At 66.6% G+C, this 20,777-nt stretch carries 14 protein-coding genes; 4 read left to right on the top strand and 10 right to left on the bottom strand.

The features are described from left to right. Nucleotides 1–61: 61 nt before the first annotated feature. Nucleotides 62–1,207: an alpha/beta fold hydrolase gene (locus tag HMPREF1478_RS04695; RefSeq protein ID WP_016460939.1), complete on the top strand. Its 1,146-nt coding sequence runs from the start codon at nt 62–64 to the stop codon at nt 1,205–1,207. A gap of 92 nt (nt 1,208–1,299) precedes the next feature. On the opposite strand, the gene HMPREF1478_RS04690 is transcribed toward HMPREF1478_RS04695, so the two are convergent. After that, on the bottom strand, nt 1,300–3,246 hold the full coding sequence (locus HMPREF1478_RS04690) for a putative sodium/potassium/calcium exchanger (protein WP_016460938.1): 1,947 nt from the start codon (nt 3,244–3,246) through the stop codon (nt 1,300–1,302). A gap of 596 nt (nt 3,247–3,842) precedes the next feature. On the opposite strand from HMPREF1478_RS04690, the gene HMPREF1478_RS04685 reads away from it, so the two are divergent. Next, complete coding sequence (locus HMPREF1478_RS04685; protein WP_016460937.1) at nt 3,843–4,076, top strand: hypothetical protein; 234 nt, start codon at nt 3,843–3,845, stop codon at nt 4,074–4,076. Nucleotides 4,077–4,229: 153 nt separating this feature from the next. Then, nucleotides 4,230–7,586, top strand: coding sequence for an FAD-binding and (Fe-S)-binding domain-containing protein (locus tag HMPREF1478_RS10840; protein ID WP_016460936.1), 3,357 nt, complete (start codon nt 4,230–4,232; stop codon nt 7,584–7,586). Between the two features lie 615 nt (nt 7,587–8,201). Here the strand turns inward: HMPREF1478_RS10840 and HMPREF1478_RS04675 are convergent. The 9 genes from HMPREF1478_RS04675 to HMPREF1478_RS04635 all read right to left on the bottom strand — a co-directional run bounded on the left by HMPREF1478_RS04675 (nt 8,202) and on the right by HMPREF1478_RS04635 (nt 18,905). Beyond that, entirely contained in the window at nt 8,202–8,804 is a 603-nt protein-coding gene (locus tag HMPREF1478_RS04675; RefSeq protein WP_016460935.1) for a putative endonuclease domain-containing protein, read from the bottom strand. 1,089 nt (nt 8,805–9,893) lie between these two features. Next, the gene (locus HMPREF1478_RS10090) at nt 9,894–11,186 is read right to left on the bottom strand and encodes an FAD:protein FMN transferase (protein WP_016460934.1); all 1,293 of its coding nucleotides are present in this window, start codon (nt 11,184–11,186) and stop codon (nt 9,894–9,896) included. Between the two features lie 82 nt (nt 11,187–11,268). Then, nucleotides 11,269–11,823 (bottom strand): FMN-binding protein, encoded by a 555-nt coding sequence (locus tag HMPREF1478_RS04665; protein ID WP_016460933.1) that lies wholly within the window; start codon nt 11,821–11,823, stop codon nt 11,269–11,271. Beyond that, nucleotides 11,820–12,602 carry an ABC transporter ATP-binding protein gene (locus HMPREF1478_RS04660; RefSeq protein WP_016460932.1) on the bottom strand — a complete coding sequence of 261 codons (783 nt, stop codon included), beginning with the start codon at nt 12,600–12,602 and terminating at the stop codon, nt 11,820–11,822. Before HMPREF1478_RS04660 ends, HMPREF1478_RS04665 begins: the two co-directional genes overlap by 4 nt. Before the next feature lie 8 nt (nt 12,603–12,610). Then, on the bottom strand, nt 12,611–13,795 hold the full coding sequence (locus tag HMPREF1478_RS04655) for an ABC transporter permease (RefSeq protein WP_016460931.1): 1,185 nt from the start codon (nt 13,793–13,795) through the stop codon (nt 12,611–12,613). Between the two features lie 5 nt (nt 13,796–13,800). Beyond that, nucleotides 13,801–15,066 (bottom strand): ABC transporter permease, encoded by a 1,266-nt coding sequence (locus HMPREF1478_RS04650; protein ID WP_034475122.1) that lies wholly within the window; start codon nt 15,064–15,066, stop codon nt 13,801–13,803. A gap of 21 nt (nt 15,067–15,087) precedes the next feature. Beyond that, nucleotides 15,088–16,407 (bottom strand): DUF2318 domain-containing protein, encoded by a 1,320-nt coding sequence (locus HMPREF1478_RS04645; protein ID WP_016460929.1) that lies wholly within the window; start codon nt 16,405–16,407, stop codon nt 15,088–15,090. 138 nt (nt 16,408–16,545) lie between these two features. After that, entirely contained in the window at nt 16,546–17,190 is a 645-nt protein-coding gene (locus tag HMPREF1478_RS04640) for an iron transporter (RefSeq protein ID WP_016460928.1), read from the bottom strand. A 56-nt stretch (nt 17,191–17,246) separates the two neighbouring features. Next, a complete protein-coding gene (locus HMPREF1478_RS04635; RefSeq protein ID WP_016460927.1) occupies nt 17,247–18,905 on the bottom strand; it encodes an FTR1 family iron permease in 1,659 nt (552 codons plus the stop codon). A gap of 330 nt (nt 18,906–19,235) precedes the next feature. On the opposite strand from HMPREF1478_RS04635, the gene HMPREF1478_RS04630 reads away from it, so the two are divergent. Then, nucleotides 19,236–20,057 (top strand): type II CAAX endopeptidase family protein, encoded by an 822-nt coding sequence (locus HMPREF1478_RS04630; RefSeq protein ID WP_016460926.1) that lies wholly within the window; start codon nt 19,236–19,238, stop codon nt 20,055–20,057. Nucleotides 20,058–20,777 lie beyond the last annotated feature (720 nt).

The raw sequence follows: 20,777 nt of genomic DNA, 5'->3' as shown, positions 1-20,777 counted from the left end.
GCCACCGGTACCTCCTCCTCATCAACGAGGCGCCGGTGGCCTCGCGCGTTATGCTGACCCCATGAGCGTTACCAGCAATCCCACGCCCGACGGCGAGCAGATGCCAGACACGAGCGGCCTGCCGGACCTGTCCGGGGTGGAGGCCGAGGCCTCGGCGCCCGAGGGGATCCCCGAACGTGACGTCATGGCCCCGTGGGGCGAGGCCGGGCCTCCCGGACCCCAGTGGCGCACCGACATTCTGGGGCAGGGCTACGAGTCGCGCACGATCGAGCTCCTCGACGACGCGGAGGGGCCCTGCGTGGCGACCCTCGTGCGCGCACGCCCGCCCGCGAGCGCCCGCATGACAGTCCTGTACCTGCACGGGCGCAACGACTACTTCTTCCAGACCGAGATGGCCCAGCGCCTGAGCGACGCGGGCGCGGCGTTCTACGCGCTGGACATGCGCAAGTACGGCCGTTCCCTGCGCCCCCACCAGACAATCGGCTACACGGACGACCTGTCCGTCTACGACGAGGAGATCGGCGAGGCCATCGAAATCATCCGCTGCGAGCGCGAGGACGAGCCGATCGTCCTCATGGGCCATTCGACGGGCGGCCTCGTCGCGACGCTCTGGGCGCACCGACACCAGGGTGTTCTCGCTGGCCTGATTCTCAATTCGGCGTGGCTGGAGATGCAGTCGATGGCCGCCTGGCGCGGGGCAATGACCCCCGTCATCGGACGCATCGCGTCGCGTAACCCCATGTGGGAAGTGCCCTCGGGAGGTGCGGGACACTACGGCCGTTCACTCGCGGGGCGCGCCTCCTCGGAGTTGCCGATCCCCGAGGGCCTGAGCCCCGACGACCCGTCGGTCGCGGGCTGGCCGATCATCCACGAGTGGAAGCGCCCCGAGTCCTACCCGATCCCGGCCTCGTGGCTGGAGGCGATCATGGCCGGGCACGAAACGATCGAAAAGGACGTGCACCTGGAGTGCCCGGTCCTGTCGATGGTGTCGACGTCCTCCTATTTCGACGAGGAGTGGTCCGAGCGCGTTTTCACCTCCGACACGGTGCTGGATCCGACCGTCATCGCCCAGCGCAGCCTGGGCCTATCGGACCTGGTGACGATCGCGCGTTTCCCCGGCAAGCACGATCTGGCCTTGTCGGATGCGCCCGTGCGCGAGGCCGTGTACGCGACGATGCGCGGGTGGCTGGACGCTTTCGTGCGGTGACCGCCCTGCCGTAAAGAGGCCCGGGATCGCGTGATCCCGGGCCTCTCGTCGTCTTCTCGCGTCGCGCCGTGTGGGCGCTTCGTCGTCGCGCGTCAGTGCTTGGCGGAGCGGTGTCCGCGCGGCGCCTGCGCGTATTCGCGCACGATCTCGCGGTTAACCTCGTCGAGCGCTTCGGCCAGGGTCGGGCCCAGCCGGTCGCCGATGCGCACCTGCCCCCAGACGTCGATGTGGCCCAGGCCGCGCGCGGTCAGGAGCGTGTCGAGCGAGGGGTAGGTCAGGCCGGCGCCGGACACCGCACCGCTGGCCGCGAGCACGAGGTCAACGGGCAGACCGAGCTCACCGCGGGCAACCAGGGGCGTGTCCTCACCGAGGATCTGGGCGAGGGTGCGCAGGCCGGACTCGTCGCGGCCGAGGACGGGCAGACCCTCCGCGCGGGCTTGAACGACCTCGGGGGATTCGTCGGCGCGGTCGACGGACGAGGCCGTGGCCGCCTCCGTGGCTCCGCCATCGTTGAGTTCGCTCGACTCCTCGCGGGCGCGGCGCGTGGCGCGGCGGCTCATGTGGGCGGGAGGCTCCCAGCGGGGCGCGTCATCTTCGGTGCTGACCTGCTCGTCGGCGTGTTCGGGCACGTCGTCGCCCTCCTCGTCCGGTTCCGTTTCTGTTTCCGCGTGCTCGCCGACGTATGCGGCGGTGTGATCGTCGGTGTGGTTGTCGGTGTGGTCGTCGACCGCCCGATCCTCGTCGGACTCAGCGCTTTCCTCCGCGCGGGGCTCCTCATGGTCGGGGAGCTCGCCCGTGTCCTCGTTCTCGCTGTGCTGCGTCGCGGCAGCCTCAGCGGACTCGGGAAGGTCGGACTCGGGAACGTCCTCGGCGTGCGCGTCGGCGTCGCGCTCGTCGGCATCCTGAGCGTCGGCCTCGGCATCCTCAGCATCATCCGCGTCCTCAGCGCGGTCCGCGTGGTCCGCTTCGACAAATTCGGGCGCGTACTCGCCGCCATCCTCGGCAACCGCATCGCCCTCGACGCGCTCGTCGGTCTCGATGTGATCGTCGCCAGCGTCAGGCTCGGTAGCCTCGTGCTCGTCCTGAGCGTCGGCCTCGTCGACCGGGGCCCATTCATCCGCGGGGGCGTCCACGCCTTCCTCGGCTACGTCGTCACGCTCGCGGTCCTCGGCTACGTCATCACGCTCGCGGTCCTCACCCTGCTCCGCAGTGTCGACAGACTCGAGCGCATCGGCAGACTCGGCCTCGTCCTGTCCATCCTCCTCGGAGGCGGGACGCCAGGGCGCCGGGGGTTCCTCGTCAATCGGGTAGGTGAACACGTCGCGCAGGTGGGGCGCGACCTTCGGCGTGGGGCGCGTCGTCGGGGTCTCAGAGTCAGACTCGACGGAGGGGTCGGTGTCGGCCTCGTCGACGTCCTCCTGCGCGGGCGCCACGATCTCAGGAGCCGCCGATGCGGAGGCCAGGAGCTGCGGCGCATGGCCGTACAGGCGCGGGCCCACCGCGTTCACGTCGAGGAACAGGCGGCCGTTCGACATCTGGCGCAGGTTCATGAGGTGCACCTCGACGCCCGACGTCGCCAGGATAGACAGGGCGGGGCGCACCGAGGGGTCGATCTCGCCGGCGACGATGATGAGTCGCGGGCCCGGACCCACGGCCGGGGGCATCGAGTCACGGAACTGCGCCCAACCGGCCCGGAAGCCCTCGGGACCCGAAGGGTATTCGCCGGCCAAGTCGGACCACGAGATCGAGGCGACCTCAGCCAGTCGCGACAGGGAGGTAATGAGGGTCTCGGAGTCGAGTTCTTTCAGAATTTCGACGGACACAATCTGCCCCGAGACGTCGAGAGCTGTCAGGCGCGGCGTCTCCTCGTCGCCCTGACCCGTCATATCACGCCAGGTCACGGGGAACAGCGGGCGCGACACGATCTGCAGGACCTGCTGGCAGATAGCGTCAACCAGTTCGGGACCCAGATCCTGCGCAACCGGATATCCGAATTGAGCGGGGACGAGGTGTCCATCCTCGAACTCAAACAGGGCCATCGCTCTTTCCTTCACGTGTATGGGGCGCTCGGGGCCATTGTTTCATACGTTCCAAAAGAAACAAGGATGACACAGGGACAATGGGATGGATACCACGTAAGCATCTGCCTGTTGATCGCCCGCCGACAAGGCGCCTCAGGTACGACCCACCACGCGCCCACAGTCCTTCACATCGGTAGAATAGTGGGCAAGAACAGCACGCCTTCGGCCCCAGGACAGGACACCGATGCCCGACCTTCGCATCCTCGAGGGAGACCTCGAAACTTTTTCGGCGTCCGTGCGAATTCTGCGCGAATGATGGCACGCACATCCCGCCACTGCGTCACCTCACCCAGGCTCGGACAACCATGGACAACGTCTCGCCGTTCTGACAGGCCCACCACACGGGTGAATACGCGGAGCGCGCCGCCACGCACATACAGCACCCAACGCATCCCACTGACACATGCCGAGCAACTATGAGCCATACCCCGCCAGCGTGGGACCAATGTCGTGTACGATGGCACATGTCGCTCAGAATCCGGATGGCACGGCATCTTCCATCCGGTTAGACTACTGCGCGGCAGAATACTTGAGACAGAACAGGGTGGCATTCAATGGGCAGAGATAAGCTGCGCATCGTTGAATACTCGGCGCCGGAGCCGCAGGTTCCCGCGTCCGAGGAAACGCGCCGCGAACTGTCCCCCTACTGCCTGAACACTGAAGCATCACCCCGCTTGTACCCAAAGTCTGAGCAGGTGGTTAGTCCGCACCTGCCTCCCATCGAGCGCATGCCCGTCCCCGTGACACCTTTCCCCAAGCTGTTCCGCGACGACCCGGAACCCGCGTAATGTGAGGGCCGCAGGCATCCACTGCCTCGGCCCTCTCCCTTATCCAAAGCGCCGCACCCCGCCACGCCCGCCCCAACCGGCCACGGCCTCGCGCGACCATCCGCACACCGGATACCCTCCTCCCGACGCGCGCCCGCGTGACACACTGTCACCATGAGCGAGAGCTTCCTGACGGACCTGCGCGCACTCATTGACGTCGATTCCTCGACCGGTACGCGTGCGCGATACTCCTCCGACGCCGGCCTCACGCGCATCCCGCCCCTGGCCGTCGCCTTCCCGCGCACGCCCGAGCAGGCGATCGCAGCCTTCGACCTCGCCCGCGCCCACGGCGTCCCCCTCACCGCCCGAGGCGGCGGCACCTCGTGCGCATCCAACGCGATCGGCCCCGGCCTCGTCCTCGATTTCTCGCGGCACATGAACCGCGTCGTCTCCATCGACCCCGAGGCCCGCACCGCCACCGTCGAACCCGGCTGCGTCGGCTCCACCCTCCAGGCGGCGGCGGCCGAGTACGGCCTGCGCTTTGGCCCCGACCCCTCCTCCCAGAACCGCGCGACGATCGCCGGCATGGTCGCCAACAACGCGTGCGGGCCGCACGCGACCGCCTGGGGGCGCACCTCCGACAACATCATCTCCCTCGACTGCGTGGACGGGCAGGGGCGCCACTTCACGGCCACAACCGGCCACGACGCCACCCTCAGCGACGTGCCGGGGCTCGCCTCCCTCATCGACTCCCACCTGGCCCCGATCCGCACGCAGCTCGGCCGCTTCAAGCGACAGGTCTCCGGCTATTCCCTCGAGCACCTGACCCCCGAGGGCGGGCGCAACCTCGCCGCGATGCTCGCAGGCACGGAAGGCACCCTCGTCCTCATCCTGTCCATCACCGTGCGCCTCGTGCCCCTGCCCGACGCGCCCGTGCTCGCCGCCCTCGGCTACCACTCCATGATCGAGGCCGCCGACGACGTTCCCGCGCTCCTCGCCCACTCACCCCTCGCGGTGGAGGGCATGGACCGTCGCCTCGTCGACGTCGTGCGCGCCCACAAGGGGCCCGGCGCCGTCCCCGCCCTGCCCGAGGGCGAAGGCTGGCTCCTCGTCGAAGTCGGCGCCCCCGGCGAAGACGTCACCGCCTCCCTGGAACGCGCACGCGCCCTGTGCGCCGACTCCGCCGCCATCGACACGGTCGTGTACCCACCGGGGGCCCAGGCCTCGGCCCTGTGGAGGATCCGCGCCGACGGTGCGGGCCTGGGCGGACGCACCCCGCCGGACGGGGAGGGCGGCGGCGACCAGCAGGCGTGGCCCGGCTTCGAGGACGCGGCCGTCCCGCCCGAGAACCTCGGCGCGTACCTGCGCGACTTCACGGCCCTCATGGAGGAGTTCGACATCGACGGCCTCCTGTACGGGCACTTCGGCGACGGCTGCGTGCACGTGCGCCTCGCCATGCCGCTCGAAACCCCCGAGGGCGTCGCCCACTCGCGCGCCTTCCTGCAGTCCGCGGCCCGCATCTGCGCCGCCCACGGCGGCTCCGTCTCCGGCGAACACGGCGACGGACGCGCCCGCGGCGAACTCCTGCGCTTCATGTACACCCCCGAGATGCTCGACCTGTTCGCACGCGTCAAGCACATCTTCGACCCGGACAACCTCCTCAACCCCGGGGTGCTCGCCTCCCCCATGGACGAGGCCGAGGCCGCCTCTCGCGCTCGGGCGCGGGCACGTGCGGCGCGCGGCGGGGTTGTTGACGGGCTGGCGGCAAACGGCGGACCCACCACTGCCCTCACCGATCATGACGATGCGGCCGCCGCAAACCTCGCGCGCCCCTCCACACTTCCATCCGACGCGTCTGGCGCTGCTAGCGGTTCGAGCCTCGCCCCTACCGATGGCACGCTCGAGCTCCAGCCCGGCGTCGACCCCCTCGATGCCAACCTGCGCCGCGTCGCCGCGCGCCCTATGCCCGCCGACGGAGGCTTCGCCTTCACCCACGACGGCGGTGACTTCACGGCCGCTGTCCACCGCTGCACCGGCGTCGGCAAGTGCCGCGCGGGAGTGTCCGGCACCTTCATGTGTCCCTCCTACCTGGCCACGCGCGACGAAAAGGACGTGACCCGAGGGCGCGCCCGCATCCTCCAGGAGGCCGCAAACTCACAGCTCGTCAAGGCCATCGACTCCCCCGAGGTCCTCGGGGCCCTCGACCTGTGCCTGGCCTGCAAGGCCTGCTCAGCCGACTGTCCCGCCGGGGTCGACATGGCCCGCTACCGCTCCGAAGCGCTGTTCCGCACCTACCGGGGACAGCTGCGCCCCCTCAGCCACTACACGCTCGGCTGGCTGCCGCGCCTGACCCGCGTCACCGCGCGCGTGCCCGGCCTGGCACGCGTGGCAAACGCCGTCATGTCGGTCGCTCCCCTGCGCTCGCTGGCCTTCCGCGTCATCGGCCTGGATCCTCGCCGAGGCATGCCCGCCCTCCAGTCCGGCACCTTCACCGCGTGGGCTCGCCGCCGCAACCTGCTAGCGGATTCTGTCCCGCCTGGCGACGCAGCATCTTCTTTCACTGCAACTTCCGGCACTGCGGCTCGCGATACTGCGGCTCGCGCTGCCGCGGGTTCCTCAGCCGCAAGTTCCGCAGCCGCGACCTCCGCTGCTGCATCCTCCGCTGTTGCATCCTCCGCTGCTGCAAGTTCCACAGCCGCGACCGATGCCCGCGAGCGCGGCGGCGCCCCGGCCTCGTCTGACTCTGCCCGCGAGCGCGAGGCGGCCACTGCCTCGCCGATCTTGACCTCCCCGATCCTTTCCGGGCCGCGCGACCCCAGCGGGCGGCCGTACGCGCTCGTGTGGGCGGACTCGTTTAGCCAGACCCTCGATGACACGGGTGCGCGCGCGGTCGTCGACGTGCTGGAGGCGAACGGCTTCGCGCCGATCGTCGCGCCGGACGCGTGCTGCGGCCTCACGTGGATTACGACGGGTCAGCTGACGGGCGCCAAGAAGCACCTGTCGTCGCTGCTCGGCGTCCTCGCGCCCTTTGCGGCGTCGGGGATCCCGATCGTCGGTGTCGAGCCGTCATGTACGGCGGTGCTGCGCGACGACCTGCTGGATCTGCTACCCGACGATCCGCGCTCTCTGCTCGTGTCGGGCGCGACGCACACCCTCGCTGAGGTTCTGTCGGCGGTGCCCGCGGCCGCGCGGCGCCTGCCGAGCCTGGAGGGCGTCGAGATCGTCGCGCAGCCGCACTGCCACCACTACTCCGTCATGGGGTGGGACACCGATCAAGCGCTGCTCGAGTCGCTGGGCGCGCGCGTGACGCGGCTCGAGGGATGCTGCGGACTGGCCGGTAATTTCGGCATGGAGGCGGGCCACTACGACCTGTCTGCGGCCGTCGCTTCCCATTCGCTGCTGCCGTCCCTGTCGGCCCAGCCGGATGCCGTGTATCTGGCGGACGGATTCTCGTGCCGCACCCAGGCCGCGCAGCTTGCGGGCCGCGGGGGCGTCCACCTGGCGACGCTGCTGGCGGGACACGCTGACTGAATGCCGGTGCTGCGGCGTTCCACGGGTTTTCCGGGTGCTGCTCCTGTTCCGGCCACTGTCGTACCTTGCGCGTCGTGCTCGGCAATTTCGCACGTAATTCCCTTGCGGGTATTTCAAACTGAGAACATAGGTCGTTGGAATTGCAACGTTTTCAGACGCACTTAAAAAATGACCGACTTAAATTACGTGCGAGATTTGTCTGAGACAGGTGTCGCTGCCGCCAACGTGCGCCGCGACCAGGCCCCGCATGGTTTCTGGCATTGCTGTGTGGTGCCACTGGCGTTCCGGGCACCACCGGGCCCGGCCGCTGCGTGTGCCCGTGGGCGGCGGCCCGCCCGCGAGCCGTCCGCGCCGCGAGCTTCGCTCGGCGCGTCGGCTCGAAGCCCGGCCAGGCCCTGCCACCGCCCACCGGCACCGCGGCAGGGCCCTCCACCGCTGACAGATCGTGGCTATGCATATCTTGACGACGCGCGCGGTCAGGTCGCGAATCTACTTGTTAAAGCATGCGCTACACCCGATCCGTAGGCATTACACCCCTTCTGTTCGGGTGCAGCGCCACGTAACGGGTGTAGCGCCACGTAACAGGTGCAGCGCCTCCGATCATGTTCATGACCCTTACGACCACCGTCGGGATGTACCCACGTGAAACCGCCGATTCGGGCCGTCGCAGGCCTGCGTTGGAACCGCCCACAAGCGCTGTGCCGATGCGGGGATCGATGCTTGGTACGGCGCTAACAACTCAGTCACCCAGGCTCTCAGTTGCGCCAGATCCTCATAATCTGGCCACGAGAATCGATAGATGGTCCAGCCAGCACCACGCAGATCATTTTCTCGCTGGATCCATTCACGCTTCGCCCGAGCAAAGTCAGCTTCGTTCTTTCCAAGCTTTCCAATCCCATCGAACTCGAAGATGATCATGAGTCCCGGAATCGCGATGTCCGCAAAGTAGCGGCGCCCGTTGACGATGATCTCGAACTGGGTCACGACCTCGAAGGCACTCACCGACTTGAGGACCCACAGCAATGCAGCCTCGGCAGGGTTCTCGCAACCCGGGTCAGCGGCTCGAATGAGGGCTTCTGCTCGGCGCGCCGGTATGTTGTCGTTATGTTCGCGCCACTCCGTGAGCCTGACGAGCATCTCTGACCGAATCTCACGTGCCCGATCACGACACTCTTCCTGCGAAAAGAGGTCAAAGGACGACTGCCTATTCAGCACCATACAGATCCCTACAAATGCGCTCAAGGGCTCAGACCAACAAGCCATTCGCACCGCCGCATCAATGAGACCTTCAGCCAGGACGCCACCAACAGTCTGCAGCTCTCTGTCAAGAGGTGAAACAACAGACCATCGCACCGAAACCCCGGGTACGAGGATCCCTGCTGCGCGAACTGCGCGGAGAGGCTTACTCCCACGCCGAGTACGAGCCCAGACGTATACGTCCGGATTCGCCTCCCACAGAGGAATACCTCGAGAAGCAAGCGAACTCGCACCAACGAATACTCGATCCCCGCTCCCCAACGCGTGAATGGCAAGCAGACGAGCTCGCGCCACTGTTATCCACGTGCGCCACGGAGTGTCAAGAAGACGCGTGTCGTCGACTCGAACGTAGCACCCTCGCATCACGTGCAAGAAAGCGCCCGATTCTTTTTCCTCATGGGCCATGCGACACGCTGCCGAGGAACGAATGACCGTCAATTGGTGGCTGCTCATATGTGGATTCTCGCAGCCCCACGAGTTGAGATCATCAAGACAATCAACCCCTGTGGATAACCAGGGACACGAACAAGGGGCTGTGGATAGAGTGCGAGGTAGTCCAACCCTCTGTGCGCGGCAGCCCAGCCCTCTGTACGGCACAGTCACCTCTGCACACACCGACCACACTTTCACTTGTTATGAGGGGCAGTGCACCTGAACCGTAGGCATTACACCCCTTCTGTTCAGGTGCAGCGCGACGTAACGGGTGCAGCGCGACATAACGGGTGCAGCGCCAGTGGCTCATCCCCTGCACACCAGTCCACGCGCAACGGTGATAACGCGGCGGTACTCCTGAAGCACGTCGGCAATTCTCGAGGCCGACTTCAACAACGATCCCGCGCCTCACACCGCCCAGCTGACGGTCATCACAGGTGCCTCAGTACTTCCGTGACGGGTGAACGATCACAGGGGCATCGGACAACACACGGTTGACACCAGCGCTCATAGCTTCCACCGCATGGCAGCCATCAACGGAGCAACAGGGAACGAACACGCCGTTCGAGCATTCAATTGCGAGTCTCGGCAGCGTCACATCACGCCTGGACCTCACCCCTACCCTGCACGCACCAAGCCTACAACCTTCGCCGAGGCCGGGGCGCCCGTCGCGCGGGCCCAGCGGGCCGCGACGTCCGAAACATCGATGGACGGATCGACGAGGAGCGCGGTGGACAGAGCCTCCGCCAGCACACCCGACGAGGCCACGACGCTGACCTGCCGCACGCCCGAACGCGCGGGGTAACCCGTACGCGGGTCGATGATGTGGTGGTCCAGCAGGCGCGCGGCCTGGCTAGGAACATCGGAGTCGGCAGCCGCATGAGCGAGGACGGGCATATGAGCGTTCGAGGGTTTGGAGCCACCTTCATCGCTGCTCAACGATGCACAGCCAAAACCAAGCTGGGATTCCTTGCCACGCGCGGATGTTTCACGCAATGTTTCACGCGCGCGCAGATCGGCCGCCCGCACCAACACACGCCCGGCCGCAGGCTCCGCCGCAGGCCCGGCCGCACTCCCCGACACAGGCCCAACCGCGGGATCCGCCACACGCCCCGCCACAGGCCCGGCACAAACAGCACGAGTATCCCCCAGCGGCCCCAGGTTGTCGCCGGACGTCGACAGGGACGCCATGCCGCCCACGGGCAACTCCACCACGCCAGCAATCGCCGTGGGCGCGCCGTGAGGGTCACGCAGGCCTGCGCGCCACGGCGAACCGTCGGTGCGAGTACCACTCACAGACACCGACGACGTCCCCACTGACACCAATACGCCGCGCGCTCCCATGGACACCGCCAGGTCGCGGCACGCATCAGCGGTGTATCCCTTCGCGATGCCACCCAGGTCGAGGCGCGGGCTGGGCACCTCCGCACCACCGACGGACTCGGCGGGAACACCCACCGCCCAGCGCCGCTCGCCGACGCGCGACAACAGCCCCCAGGACGACGCACGCAACGCCGCCTCCACAACACAACCAGACGGCGCGGGAGGCACGGGTCTGCCCGCGACGTACGCCGCCCGCATCGCCTTGACGTCCCATGCGGCAACAAGCGGCCCGATCATTGGGTTGAACGCTCCCCCGGTCGCCTCCGCGAGCGCCAGCGCATCACGCAGCAGCCGGTCGGTGTCCTCACTCACGACGAGGCCGGGGCTGGCCTCCGCGGAATCAGCTGCGTCGCGGGAAACACCCTCATTGCCCCCAGCCGACGCAACAACAGCATTCAGCCGCGACACCTCGGAAGAAACCCGGAAAACGCTCCACAGGTCCTCGTGGCGCGCCACGACCTCGACGATGGCGTTGACGATCGCCATGCCGTTCCCGCCCCAGCCGATGATGTCGACGCGGGTGCCCATCGCGGGAAACGAGGAACGCCACGTGGGCGCAGCGTCCCCAGCGTCCCCAGCGCGTGCGTCACCGGGCGGCCCGGCCACGGGCTCAGCTGTCGGAGCCGTCGACGTCGCCGTCCTTGGTGGAGTCGTTGAGGCCGGGGATGTTGATGTCGTCGGCACCGTCGGGAGAGACGCCCTGCGCGGCGGCGATGGCTCGGATGGCGGCCTGCACGAACTGCTGGTGGGCGACGGTGGCGCCGGTGATGACGTCGACCTTGGCGGGGTCGCCGACCTTGGTGAGGTTGTCGGAGTACTCCTGGTAGGAGGCGACGGCGGCCTGGGCCTTCTTGTAGTAGTCCTCGTTGAAGACTTCGCCCGCGGAATTCTTGCCGTAGTTGGCGCCCTTGTCGGTGCCGTCGGCGAGCGTCGTCTCGTAGGACGTGGAGGTGATGCGCCCGCCCTCGACGGTGATGGTGATGGTGCCGATGGAGCCCTGGTCGTCGGCGTTGGACTGGGCGGTCCACGTACCATCACTCATGGGCTTGCTCATGTCGAGGCCGGTGGAGGGCGCGCACGCGGCCAGGATCGTCGCGCCGAGGGCTCCGAGGACCGCGTACGAGGCCGGGGCGACCCAGCCAGATCGGGTGGTAGGCGTGGTCATCGCACTTTGTCCTTTCCGCTGCGGGCGTCGCCGTCGCGCGGAACGGACAGCCCAGAGGAGCGTTCTTCGAAGTCGTGGTCGTGCCACGTTTCCTTCACGACCTTGCCGTGGTCGAGTCGGATCTCGCGCTGGCCCTGCTCGGCGACGAGCGCATCGTGGGTGACGACCATGAGGGTCGTGCCCTCCTTGTGGAGCTGGTTGAACAGGTCGAGGACGATTTCCTCGTTGGTTTCATCCAGGTTGCCCGTGGGCTCGTCGGCGAGGACGAGCTTGGGGTAGTTGATGAGGGCGCGGGCCACACACACGCGCTGCTGCTCGCCGCCGGAGAGCTGGCGCGGCAGGTGGGTGGCGCGGTCGGCGAGGCCCACGCGGTCGAGGGCCTCGAGGGCTTCCTTCTCGTCGGGCATCGAGTGGTAGTACTGCGCGACCATGATGTTCTCGAGGGCCGTGAGGTGGCCGATGAGGTGGAACTGCTGGAACACGAGGCCAATCGTGCGGCAGCGCACCTCGGTGAGCTCGTCGGCAGTCAGATCGGAGATGTCGTGCCCATCGAGCATGACGGTGCCCTTGGTCGCGGTGTCCATGGCGCCGACGATGTTCATGAGGGTCGTCTTGCCGGAACCGGAAGGGCCGACGATGGAGACCCACTGGCCGCGCGGGATCTCGAGGGAGACGTTGTCGAGCGCGTGCAGGTCGCCGTAGATCTTGGAAACGCCGTCGAGGGTGAGCAGCGCGTCCGTGGTGGCCGATGAGGCCTGGGTGGCGGTGGAGGTGGTCATGGTGACTCTCATTCTCCGCGCAGGACGAGCGCGGGGTCGACGGCCAGTGCGCGGCGCACGGGCGGGAGACAGGCGAGGACGGCGATAAGGATCGAGCAGGCGACCGTGCCGAGGAGGATCACGGGGTGCAGCGAGATCGATCGGTGGAACACGGAGGTGGAGATGAGGACGGCGAGGCCGTAGCCAGCCCCGGCCCCCAGGACGCCTCCGATGAACCCGAGCATGACGCCCTCACCCATGAACTCGCGGGTGATGGAGCGCCCGGTCGCGCCCAGGGCCTTGCGCAGGCCGATCTCGTTGCGGCGCTCGGTGACGACGGCGATCATCGTGGTGGACACGCCGATCATGGTCAGCGCGAGCACGATGACGGTGATGACGATGAGCAGGGAGCGCAGCATCGCCAGCACGCCCGTGTCGGACTGGGCGAGGCGACGCACGGTCTGGGCGTGGATATCGGGGTTCGCGGCGTTCATCGCGTCCGCGATGGCGCTGAGTTGGTCGCCTTCCAGGGCGATGGAGTACTCGGCGAGCGACACGGCGTCGGACTGCCCGGTCAGGGCACTCATGTCCTGGCTGGTCATGTACACGTAGCCATCTTCGTTGCCGCCGGTCTTGAGGATGCCGGACACGGTCAGGGTGACGGTACGCGGATCGACCTTGAGGGCCGAGGCCTGCGCCCCCGACTGCGCGGCGGCCTTCGACGAGGCGCTCGCGTCCAGCTGGCTCACCGTGATCGTGTCACCGGCCTTCACGTCGATCGTCGAGGCGATCTGCTCACCGACGAGGATCTGACCCGCCGCAGCGGGCCACTCCCCGTCCACGTACCAATACGGGTTCATGGCGTGCACCGCATTCAGGTCCGCGCCGCCAGCGACGTACGGCTGGTCGTTAATCGTGACCGTCTCGTAGTCAAACGACGCGGATCCGACCAGAGCGCTCGCGGGCACCTGGGCGGTCACGGCGGCCACGGCCTCGTCGGTCATGGGCACGTCCCCGGCGGGGGTGACGACGAGGTTGGCGCCGTAGGAGCGGATCTCTCGGGCCATCTGCGCGGGCACGTCGACCGCGATCGTCACGAGGCCGGACAGCGTGGTCGCTCCGATGGCGACGGCGAGGATCGCGATGAGGACGCGGGAGCGTCGGCGCAGGATGGAGGAGATAACCATCCGCCAGAACATTGCTCGTCTGGACATGGGCATCACCTTCCGTGCAGGACTTCAGCCGCGTTGAGGCGCAGCAGGTAGCGGATCGCCGGGATGGAGGCTCCCAGGACGACGAGGATCACGAGGACGGCGACGAGGCCGACGACGACGGGCACGAACGCGATCGAGGAATGGAACACCATGTAGCCGATCGCCTGGGCGAGCACGATGCCTCCGCCGTAGCCGAGGACCCCGCCGGCCAGGCCGACGATGATCGTCTCCGTCAGGAACAGCGAGATGATCTGTTTATCTTTCGCGCCCACGGCCTTCATGAGGCCGATTTCGCTGGAGCGCTCCATGACGCCCGCGGTGACCAGGTTCGCGATGGCCAGGGCCGAGGCGATGAGCGCCAGGACGGTCACGAGGACCATAAGCAGCTGGGTCTTCTCGAGGATCGTGCCTTCGGACTCGGCGACCTGGCGGACCGGGCGTGCCACGGAGTCCGTCATGACTTCCTCGATCTGGTAGGCGATCGAGGAGACGTAGGCGGTGCAGTACCAGGTTTCCTTCTCGGACACGCTCAGCGAGTTCGGGTTTTTCGCGGCCTTGCGCGCCAGGTCGTTGTCGGGCGTGGTCAGGGCGGAGACCTCGACGCTGCCGACGACGTTCTCGCGCTCGAGGAGCTCCTGGGCTTGCGCCAGCTGGATGTACACGCCGCGGTCGGCGTCGTCGCCGCTGGTGAGGATGCCGCGCACCGTGAACTCGCGCGTGATGCCCTCGCGGGTGAGCGTGAAGGTGTCGCCGACGCCGAGGCCGTGGGCGGCCGCGTAGGTGGTGCCGACGAGGGCGCCGTTCTCGTCGTCGTCCGCGGGCCACGAGCCTTCGATGCCCCACCAGCCGCGCAGCTTGTCGAGGCCGGTTTCGACGCTCTCACCGGTGGCCAGCTCGAGGTGGTGGCTGAACCAGGTGCCGGTCGTGGGCACGTGCTCGCCGCTCGCGTCCGTGGCGGACACGCTCAGCAGAGGCGCGAAGTCGAGGATGTTGTAGGTCCAGAAGATCGTCTTGATGTTGCCGAGCTCGTCCTCGCGCAGGTAGGAACGGGACTCGGTGGTCTCGCCCGTGGAGTACAGGTCGTCGAGGACGGCTGCACCCTGGGGGCGCACGACGATGTTGGCGCCGTAGGACTTGAGTTCCTGATTGACCTTGTCGCCCACGTTGAACATGACGGAGAGCATGGACGTGGCGACGCAGGCGCCCAGCGCCACAGTCAGGGCGATCATCAGGTGGCGATTACCGCGCCTCGTGAGGGCGCCGCGCAGCATTCGGAAGAACACGCGATCCCCTTACTTCGCGAAGATGGAGGCCGAGGCCTCGAGAGCCGAGATCGGCACGGTCAGCGTGCCGTTGGAGACCTTGTAGTCGATGGGGATCGGGTTGCAGCCGCCCTTAAAGCCGATGGTCGCGATGTTCATCGCCACTTCACACAGCTTGCAGATGACCTTGCCGTCCTTCTCGTAGTAGCCGGTGGGGCCGCAGATATCGCACGCGTCCAGGCCCACGCCGAAGGAGGAGCCGGACTTCTGGATGACGATGAAGCGCACCTTCACGCCGCCCGAGGTCGTGTACTCGTAGCGGTGCAGGTGGCCGTCGGAAATGTCGGCGAGGTTGACGCTCACCTGGTCGTCGACGACGCTGAACGACTCGGGCGCGGACAGCTCGACCTCCTGGCTGCCGTAGGCGACGCCGACGGTGATGAGCAGCGCGCCGCACAGGTAACCGAGGGCGGCGGTGCCCGCCATGGACTTGTAGAGGCGCGAGCGTGCGCGGCCCAAGCGCCCCTCGGCGAGGTTGGCTCCCACGGTCGGGATGGAGCGCGAGGCCAGCCACGTGAGCACCACGACGGCGCACAGGGCCAGGCCCGCGGCGAGCGTGAAGACGGCCTCGTGGTTAATGAACCAGGAGATGGTGTTCCACGCGCCCTTGGGGATCGAGATCCAGCGCTTGGCCTTGAGGATGCGCACGATCATCAGGGAGTGGTTGGCCAGCAGGGCAACCATGATGAAGGCCGCCGGCCACACGCGGTTATTCCACGCGCACAGGCGGTAGGACACCCAGGCGACGAAGCTGACGAGCAGCCACGCCAGCGTGTACCCGAGGATCGCGAGGACAACCTGGCTGGAGTAGATTTCAACGCCGCCCGAGAGCATCATGACGGCCTGGTTCATGGCGGTGGGGACGGCGCGGAACAGGACGGCCGCAATGTAGAGGGCACCAACGATGCGCACGAGGGTATCGCCGGCAACCACGGCCTCCATCGACGAGGCCGCCCGGGCCTCGTCGTCACCGTCGCCGGGCAGGAGCGCGCGCACGCGGCGCGAACGCGCCGCGACCAGCGCGAGGAAGAGCAGCGCGAGAATGACAGCCGCGGGGAGCGTGAACAGGCCGACGGTCTGACGGTTCACGGCCTTGGGGGCCTCGACGTTGATCACCGTCAGGACCAAGGATGAGATCATGCCCAGGCCGATACCGGCCCACACCGCCACCGACCGCGCCTTCTTGCCGCGACGGCCGTGCCCGGCGGCGGGCATAAAGCGGATAACGGCGCCGACGGCGAGCATCGTCAACAGCAACGTTAGGGTTGCTTCGCTCATCTGCTGAAGCATTGGCTTTCCTCCCGAAATAAAGGTTCACCGAAGCCAGGTGACTCCGGCGTCAAGTCTAGTCCCCGCACGGGGCGAGGGCCGAGGCCAGCAGTCCCAGAAAGAAACCACTGCCTCGGCCCCGCGAAGCGTGAGCATCGATCACCAGGAAACGGCCGTGGGATCCCACTGCCAATCCGGGAACTCGGCGACGAGCGGCTCGGTCCAGAAGCGGCCCTCAACACCCGTGGTCTTGTCGGTGTGCAGCAGCCAGCCCGTGGGAGGCTTGATCGAGAAGGTCACGTCGTAGGTGCCAGCGTCGAGCTTGGGCAGGTTCAGGCCGTAGTGCGGGCCGTCGGAGGCGTTCATCGGCATGAGCGTGCCCTCCTGGACGGTCGTGCCGGACTTGTCCTTGATCGTGTAGTCGACGGTCAGGCCGGGGATGAAGTCGCCAGCACCGAAGCCGAGCTTGTTGTCGGCGGCGGCGGAGATGTCGGCCTCAATGTGCATCGAGGACTCGGCGGCCGGGGTGCCCACGGCGGGCTCCATCTCGACGGGCTGGAAGTAGACGCCACCCACGACGAGCGGGCCGACGTGAACGTCGTCACCGAGGGGCTGCTCTTCGAAGCCAGCGTCCTCGCCGGGGGCAGCAGCACCCGAGTCAGCCGAGGCCGAGGACGAGGCCGAGGCCGGCCCCGCGGGCTTCTCGCTGGAGGACGAGGAAGAGTTGTTGGAGCAGGCAGCCAGGGTGCCTGCGAGGGCCAGCGTGGCCAGGGCCGCGCCGACGCGGAACAGAGAACGCTTCATGTGATGATCTCCTGTGCGTGTTGGTTGGATGGAATGTCGGTGTCGCTCGACTGATGTCATTCCTCGGCCCGCGACTGGGCGGCGGCCTCGCGGGCGAGGCGAGCTTTTCCGAAGAAGTAGAGACCGACGATGATGGCGAGAACGATGGCTTGCGCGGCCAGGTTCTCCACTCGGGGGTAGATCCCCAAGAGGTCAATGGTGGGGAATCCGGAGATGGGCGTCAGGGACACGACGTCCGCCTCCTGGAGTTCCCCGATACCAGAACCCGTGAACGTGAAGGCCATGAAGGCCATCAGCAGCGAGGTAATGGTGAAGAAGGGGCGCAGCGGGATGCGCACCGCCGCGAACTGGATGAGCAGGTAGATGATGACGAGGGCCACGAGGCCGACCGCCAGGCCGATCCACACGTAGTGGACCTTGTCGCCCGCGGCGGCGACGATCGGGACGTAGAAGAGGATCGTCTCGGCGCCCTCGCGCAGGACCGCGAGGAAGGAGATGAAGGCGAGGCCCAGCAGGGAGCCGCTGCTCAGCGAGGCGTCCGTCTGCTTCTTGATGTACTCGTCCCAGGCCTTGTTGGAGGACTTGTTGATCATCCAGTTGGAGACCCAGATCAGCATGACGACCGCGAAGAGCGCGGCGAAGCCCTCGAGGAGTTCCTGGTTCGCGCCCGCCAGGGAGGTGACGTAGCTGAAGAGGAAGGCCAGGCCGATGGACAGGCCGAAGGCGAGTGCCACGCCGCCCCACACGATCGGGGCCTTGTTCTTGTGGCCGGCCTTGGCCAGGTAGGCCAGGACGGCGGCGACGACGAGGATCGCCTCCATGCCCTCGCGCAGAATCACGAGGAGGGAGGGCAGGAACTGGGCGATCCACGGGGAGGTGCCCGAGCTGTCGGCGGTCTTGTCGGCGGCCTTACCGGTGTAGCCGTCAAGGGTGTTGGCGTCCTCGCGGATGTAGTTCGTCAGCGTCGAGAGGTGCTGGTCGACCGCGGCCGAGTCATTATCGGTCATGGCCTTCTTCAGGAGCGAGAACTCCATCTCCACCTGCGAGACGCGCGAGCCGGAGATACGGCTCATGACCTGCTTCTCCATGCCGGTGATCTCGTAGTGCTTGTAGTAGGCCTCGTTGACCTTGTCCTTACCGGCCTTGGCGTCGCCGCCCTTGTAGGCATTGGCGCCATCCTGAAGGATGCCGTTGATCGTCTTGGCGACCTCACCCCACGCGCCGGGGCTGTAATCATCCGACGAGGCCTGGGCTGCCGACCCGGGGGCCACGCCGTCTAGGGACGCGCCGTCTTCGACCATGTACTGCTTGAGGGTCGTGGCGTGGCTGTCGACGCCCGCACTGTCGGCGTCACTCATGGCCTTCTTGAGGAGGGAAAACTCCATCTCCACCTGCGAGACGCGCGAGCCGGAGATACGGGCCATGACCTGCTTCTCCATGCCGGTGATCTCGTAGTGCTTGTAGTAGGCGTCGTTGACTTTGTCCTTGCCGCCCTTAGCGTCGCCCGCCTTGAAGGTGGACACGCCTTCGTCGATCAGGCCATTGATCGTAGTCGACACATCGCTCCACGTCTGATCAGCGGCGCGCGAGGGCGAAGCGAACATCGCCACGGCGAGGGCCGCCATCACGGCCACGATGAGAACGCGACTGAGTCGCTGACCAACACTGAGTGCGTGAGCGCGAATACTGAGTGCGTGAGCGCGAAGCACTGCCACCACTTGCCTCCTGACGATCCGACGTTTAGGTAACGCCGGGATGATGGAATTCCTAAGCGTTGAGCGTAGCCACATCTCGCCCAGGTGGAAAGTAGTCCGTTTAGGTCGTCCTAAATTGTGATCATGCTGTGACGGTGTTTAGCGCGGAGTCTTATCCCCATCAGGGGACTAAGGGCCCAGGATTGTCGCTTGCTGACGCGATGCCATAAAAATGGCGCAATACCTGGGATTACTCGTGCCTCACAGTTCAACCAGACACGCACCCCTACAGGTCAAGATCTGGCAAAATATTCGGGCGGTCTAATTTTCAACAGGAAGAGGAAGCCACCCATGACAACCGACCCACAGGCCACCCCCGCGAGCGCGACGCCAGCATCCCCCGTGGCCGACGCAAGCCCGCAGGGCCCCGCGACCGCCACTCCCCTCCCCCTGCCCGACGCAGCCGTGGAGAGCGAGGCGGCCCCGGCCTCGTCCCCGAAGCGCCCGACCCGCGCCGAGTGGGTGCGCATCGCGATCTTCGGGATCCCCTACGCTGTGTTCTTCCTGGTGGGAGTGCCGACATGGATCTTCCCCGCATCGTGGAGCCTGACCGCCATCAACATCGGGCTCGACACCATCTTGCTGATCATGGTGCTCGCATTCTTCGGGCGCGAGTTCTTCCCCGCTTTCACCTACCTGCGCACGCGCCCCGTGCGCAAGATCGCGTTCCTCTTCGGCCTATGGTTCCTGGTCGTCATCGTTCAGGCCTCCGTCCGTTTCGCGCTCTACGGAGGCAACCCGCCAGTTGCCGAAAACCAGCAGCAGGTTATCAACGCCCTGCATGACGGGGCCCTTGGCCTGGCGTTCTCCTTCTTCGTGACCGTTGGCGTGCCGGTGGTGGAGGAAATCTTCTACCGCCACATTCTCATCGGCAAGCTCAGTGCCTACGCGCCCACCTGGCTCGTCGCAACGATTTCTGCTGCCCTGTTTGCGTACATGCACTCTCACCAGTGGCAGGACTTCTTCTCATACCTGCCGCTCTCGATAGTCCTGACGCTCGTGTACGTGAAGTCCGGGAAGAACGTGGCCTACTCGTGGCTGTTCCACGCACTGAACAACTCGATCATGGTGATCCTCATGTTCGCCATGCAGGGAGCTTTGCAGAACGTCTGATTGATGGATGTCGTGACGCCCCGCCCGGCCTCGGGCGGGGCGCTGCTGTACGCACGCCGGATATGGCTGCCCCGCCGCCAATCGGGGGGAATTGCACTACACGAGGGTTCGACACGCCGGCGACACGCCGCAAGAAGGCTTCGTGTAGCGAAAACCCCCACCGGCCCCGGTCCGGAGAACGCCGGTGGCACGGAGGGCCAGGCCACGGTGCGGGCTTCGGCCGGTTGGTAGGGCCAGCACGGGTTGGCGGGGCCACCGCCAGACAAATTTCGCATGCAATTCCCCCACGACACGAATCGATGCACGCTCAAAAGCCGCAGAATATCAACGATCAGATTTCAACATTTGAAATACACTCAGGGGAATTGCATGCGAAATTGCTCCGTCGCGGCGGGCATGACCACAGCGCCCGCGACCGGTAGAGGGTCGCCAGTAGAGGGTCGAGAGTGACGGCGATAACCACCCCAGCAAAAGTCGCACATAATTTCCCACGGTCATTTTTCGAGACCGCCCAAAAACGTTGCAATTCCAACGATATAAATTCAATGTTTGAACAAGCCACAGGGGAATTACGTGCGAAATTGCTATGGCGTGGGCCGCTACACCCGTTATGAGGCGCGACACCCGATCAGAAGGGGTGCACTGCCTACGGATCGGGTGCAGCACACCCAGTCACAAGAACAAACGCGGAAGCTGCGAGACACGGGCCTGGCCGCGGCA

The sequence above is a fragment of the Actinomyces sp. HPA0247 genome (assembly GCA_000411415.1).
In the GTDB taxonomy this organism is placed as follows: Bacteria; Actinomycetota; Actinomycetes; order Actinomycetales; family Actinomycetaceae; genus Pauljensenia.
This window is presented reverse-complemented; position numbering and strand designations above follow the sequence as displayed.

Excerpts from the sequence above, each read along its gene's own strand:
- HMPREF1478_RS04695 (WP_016460939.1), top strand. The coding sequence starts at position 62 with ATGAGCGTTACCAGCAATCCCACGCCCGACGGCGAGCAGATGCCAGAC.
- HMPREF1478_RS04690 (WP_016460938.1), bottom strand. The coding sequence starts at position 3,246 with ATGGCCCTGTTTGAGTTCGAGGATGGACACCTCGTCCCCGCTCAATTC.
- HMPREF1478_RS04685 (WP_016460937.1), top strand. The coding sequence starts at position 3,843 with ATGGGCAGAGATAAGCTGCGCATCGTTGAATACTCGGCGCCGGAGCCG.
- HMPREF1478_RS10840 (WP_016460936.1), top strand. The coding sequence starts at position 4,230 with ATGAGCGAGAGCTTCCTGACGGACCTGCGCGCACTCATTGACGTCGAT.
- HMPREF1478_RS04675 (WP_016460935.1), bottom strand. The coding sequence starts at position 8,804 with ATGGTGCTGAATAGGCAGTCGTCCTTTGACCTCTTTTCGCAGGAAGAG.
- HMPREF1478_RS10090 (WP_016460934.1), bottom strand. The coding sequence starts at position 11,186 with ATGGGCACCCGCGTCGACATCATCGGCTGGGGCGGGAACGGCATGGCG.
- HMPREF1478_RS04665 (WP_016460933.1), bottom strand. The coding sequence starts at position 11,823 with ATGACCACGCCTACCACCCGATCTGGCTGGGTCGCCCCGGCCTCGTAC.
- HMPREF1478_RS04660 (WP_016460932.1), bottom strand. The coding sequence starts at position 12,602 with ATGACCACCTCCACCGCCACCCAGGCCTCATCGGCCACCACGGACGCG.
- HMPREF1478_RS04655 (WP_016460931.1), bottom strand. The coding sequence starts at position 13,795 with ATGTCCAGACGAGCAATGTTCTGGCGGATGGTTATCTCCTCCATCCTG.
- HMPREF1478_RS04650 (WP_034475122.1), bottom strand. The coding sequence starts at position 15,066 with ATGCTGCGCGGCGCCCTCACGAGGCGCGGTAATCGCCACCTGATGATC.
- HMPREF1478_RS04645 (WP_016460929.1), bottom strand. The coding sequence starts at position 16,407 with ATGCTTCAGCAGATGAGCGAAGCAACCCTAACGTTGCTGTTGACGATG.
- HMPREF1478_RS04640 (WP_016460928.1), bottom strand. The coding sequence starts at position 17,190 with ATGAAGCGTTCTCTGTTCCGCGTCGGCGCGGCCCTGGCCACGCTGGCC.
- HMPREF1478_RS04630 (WP_016460926.1), top strand. The coding sequence starts at position 19,236 with ATGACAACCGACCCACAGGCCACCCCCGCGAGCGCGACGCCAGCATCC.